The sequence below is a fragment of the Marinobacter sp. KMM 10035 genome (genome assembly GCF_046537445.1).
GTDB classification, from domain to species: Bacteria; Pseudomonadota; Gammaproteobacteria; order Pseudomonadales; family Oleiphilaceae; genus Marinobacter; species Marinobacter sediminicola.
Genome location: NZ_JBBVMG010000006.1, coordinates 1 through 3,677, shown reverse-complemented (window position 1 = coordinate 3,677; position 3,677 = coordinate 1). Strand labels below are relative to the sequence as shown.

At 53.7% G+C, this 3,677-nt stretch carries 4 protein-coding genes; all 4 read right to left on the bottom strand.

Features of this window, described 5'->3' with window-relative positions; all coding sequences use genetic code 11:
- Positions 1 to 697: hypothetical protein (locus AADB16_RS17855; RefSeq protein WP_410805212.1), on the bottom strand; the 697-nt coding region annotated here is incomplete at its 3' end.
- A gap of 124 nt (positions 698 to 821) precedes the next feature.
- Entirely contained in the window at positions 822 to 1,391 is a 570-nt protein-coding gene (locus tag AADB16_RS17850) for a hypothetical protein (RefSeq protein WP_410805210.1), read from the bottom strand.
- 565 nt (positions 1,392 to 1,956) lie between these two features.
- Positions 1,957 to 2,205 carry a hypothetical protein gene (locus AADB16_RS17845; RefSeq protein ID WP_410805208.1) on the bottom strand — a complete coding sequence of 83 codons (249 nt, stop codon included), beginning with the start codon at positions 2,203 to 2,205 and terminating at the stop codon, positions 1,957 to 1,959.
- Between the two features lie 25 nt (positions 2,206 to 2,230).
- Positions 2,231 to 3,565: a hypothetical protein gene (locus tag AADB16_RS17840; protein WP_410805206.1), complete on the bottom strand. Its 1,335-nt coding sequence runs from the start codon at positions 3,563 to 3,565 to the stop codon at positions 2,231 to 2,233.
- Positions 3,566 to 3,677 lie beyond the last annotated feature (112 nt).

Below are 3,677 nucleotides of genomic sequence, written 5' to 3'. Positions count from 1 at the left end.
GGTCTACCCGCGCACAGCACCAGGCGTCGAACTCATAGAAAGGTTTTTCGATGACGACTGGGGGTTTCCGGGGCAGGAATGGGAGCTTCCGGGAATATTGCCAGACCTTGATCATTCCGGTGCGTCGGTTGAACTCCCACTCGGGGCCTCGGCCATTTTGGTGCAGCCATTTGGGGAAGAGGCGGAAGGCAAGGTCGGAAATCAGCATTAGAACCCCCCCCCCGATCAGAATAGCCAGCGCGGGTAACCCCTGAACCTCCATATATTCTGTCCAACTTCCACCAAAACGCCCGAAAATGGGCGACCTCAGTAGCAAAACAATCAAGTAAATCGGAGATGCTATGTAAGCCCACACTTTTCCTGAAACATATATCGTATCGAAAAAACGGGCTTGGAACGCCAAAGGCGCATGCCGAAAACATTCGTGACTGTTCTCAACGTAAAGACCGAGCTTGTCGGCCAGGTCTTCCTTCTTCTCCAGCTTACGCAGTTTCTTGGGAGGATCATCGGACATAAAGCAGGGTGGCATAACATCCCGAGTATTACCCCACGGCAGGCGCAAACTGGCAGACCGATCCAGGCCGGTGCGGTTCAACTCCTCCGTCTGATTTTTCTGTGGAGGAATGGAATCGGGACGGTAGGCAAAGGGCCCATAGTGCGTGCTAGCGCTGGCGCCGCTGGAATGATTATTCAACATTTTCCTGAACTTGTTGCCGACTCATATTCCGTAGAGAAACATGAGGTAAAATATAAAGGCCATAAACCCAGCGCATGCCCATTTCCCCACCAACCTGTCTGGAAAGAGGCTCTCTTTAATATCTTCAAGTATTTTCAACTGACTGCGTGGTTATATTGGTTCCAGGGCAGCCTTGGCGAGGCTTCCTTGAGCCACGACCGTAGGCGAGCATGTCCTCTGGCGTCATGTGTGCGTAGCGCACCTTTCTGGCCATCAGGTTTGGGCGCTGCTCAGGGTTGATACGCAAAACCCGGGCATACATCTCGTCTTCTTTTTGCTTGAATGTTTTATCATCCATATCCCGCCAGTAACGCTCGGGACGTCCGGTCTTTCGGTCATGCTCGGCGGTTACCGGGTCTTTGTGCCGGTGAGGTTCAAGTACAGGGAACTCTGGTAGCGGACGGGTAACATCCATGTAGTTCTGAAGGAAGTCCCAAAGCGCATAGCAAGGCCGGGGCGAATGATGCCAACCCAACAGGATATCCCCTATATAAACCTCCAGCTTGCTATACCGATGGCACAATATAAAGTCGAATCTCGACCCATACCGAGTCGCACCACCTGCCACCCAACCATCAAACTCGTAAAACGGGGCCTCGATGATTGTCGCCCTGCTGCGCCAAAGGGTTGAGATCGAGCGACGATAGCGCCACACCCTGACCATCCCTGTTCGGCGACTGAGTTCCCATTCGGGACCCCGTCCAACCTTCACACACCATCGCGGGAAGAGTGTAAAAGCGAGCGTTGAGGACAGCCATATAATGCCGGGTACGCCTGTTATCACTACGATAACTGGCCAGACTTCTTGAAGGGCAGTTAACAACGCTGAACTGGTAAGGTAAACATGCATCAAATAACTGACCAGCCCAAGAGGTAAACTGATCCAAAAAAATGCTTTGCCGTATATCTCGAATGCATTGACTACCCTTGAACGGAAAGCTAGCGGCGCATAACAAAGGCTTTCATGATCCAGCTGCCCTTGATCCCCCTTTTCAGCTAGAACATCTTCTCGCTTTTCAATTCTTCGAAGAGCAGTCGGCCGCCAACGAGCAAACAAGTTTGATGGCATTACATCTTCAGAGCCCCCCCAAGGCAGCCGAAATCCGGCTGAGCGCCTCCGTTTCGAATGGTTGAAATCCTGTTTCTGGACAGGTTGGTCTGGAAACGAATCCGACCTGTATGCTTCGGCACCGTAGTAGACTCCCACACTGCTCTTTGAATTATCCATAACAACGTACATTTTTGAGGGCCTTCTCTACGAATGGCAAATGTGAGCTCTGCAAACCCAGCCAGTTTACTACTTTATTCTCAGGCCCAGCGTTGGCATCAACAGTCTGCAGCCCTGCCACGACCGGTGCCGGACTCAAAGCCAGCAAGCGGCCGTCTTTGGTAGTTCGGCCGACACCAGCGTCCCAGGTGGGCTCAGGCATCAGTTGGTTGGATGACGGGTTCTCGCTTGCTTTGGTCATAGTCAAGACTTCTTGGGTTCGCTTATCAGGACGGCGCCCTTGACTGATAACGGCCTCGTCCCCGCTTCTCTTGCCGTTTCGCCTCGCGCCCTCCTTGCCATTCGGAGACCGGCCCCATGTTGGTGAAGCGAAGGCCCCGTTCATAAGCACGGGTGAGGTTCTGATTGAGGCTTTGCAGGGCCTCTGACGGTTTGGCCCATTGCTTTTTTGGCAAGGGGGCTGACCAACGCTCCAGTTCTTTCGGCAGGCTTTTCAGGGCCAGGGTCTTGATACGGCGTTCGGTGATGATGTGGGCCAGGTAACGCTGAAAAAACCAGTCGCCCACTTTCTTGCCCAGCCAGGACACCAGAGACATTTCTTTTCGGGCCTGGCGGCACTTGGCTTTGTAGTGGGCCAGTGTTTCATCGTTCTTCGGATCCGGGCAGGCCTCGGGGCCATCTTCCATAAACCGTCGGAGGCATTCCCACTGCGCCAGGCCAGCGGTTTCGTGGCCCACATTAATGGTGGCGGCTGCCAGCGCGGATTCAGGGTCGTCCGGTTTCGGAATAGCCAGGGTGAGAACCGTGCGCGTGGCCATCAGGCTGGGGCCAATATCCTGTCGGGTTTCAATGTAGGCGACCAGTTTGTCCCAAGGATAGTATTCATAGACGAGCTTGGGGGCGTGCTTTTTCTTTAGGCGGAGGGCGATGGAGAGGTAGGTGCCTACTACCAGAATCTCAATTGTCAGAGCTACCAGCAGGTAAATCTGTACACTTTCAACATACTCTCTCGGATTATGTTCTAAGCCACTAGGTGTGTATAGAACTGCCCCTATTGTGAAGGCAAGCAATATGTACGCAATACCAGCTGCATTTTCAGTCCAGAATGGAAACCGGAACTCTCGCCCCCCCGCCCATCGCGGCATCGCTACTTCCCGGCGTTGTCGGTTCAGTCTTAGCGGTGGGGTTTCTTTCAAGGCTTTATTGCCCAGAAAATGCGCATACAGGCCCCAGGGAAGCGAGATCAACAGATTTCCAACAAGCATAAAAAGTGGGGCTTCCCATTGCCAATGGCCCCATTGATCCGGCCCCACCAAGAACATAAAGCCGAAGCCCAAGAAACCAATGGATAGCAGGCTCAGGCTTAAGAACATCAGAGAAAATTCGGATCCGAACAACAGGTTGCCGCCCTGCAAATCCAGCCAGCCCTCGGTTTTCCGCCGAATCCAGGCGTTGATGTCCACCGCCCTCTCGCCCGTCATGACCGGTGCCGGACTCAGGGCCAGCAATCGACTGTCTTTGGTGGTTCGGCGAAGGCCAGCTTCCCAGCTTGGCTCAGGCGACGGTTGGTTGGATGGCGGGTTCTCGCTGGCTTTGGTCATAGTCATTGCTGCTATTCAGGATCAAAGAGCGCTGCCTTGCGCCCGTTCATTGCAGACCCACTGGTTTTCATCGTACATCCGGATGTTCGGAAAGCTCACGAGGCGTAACTCA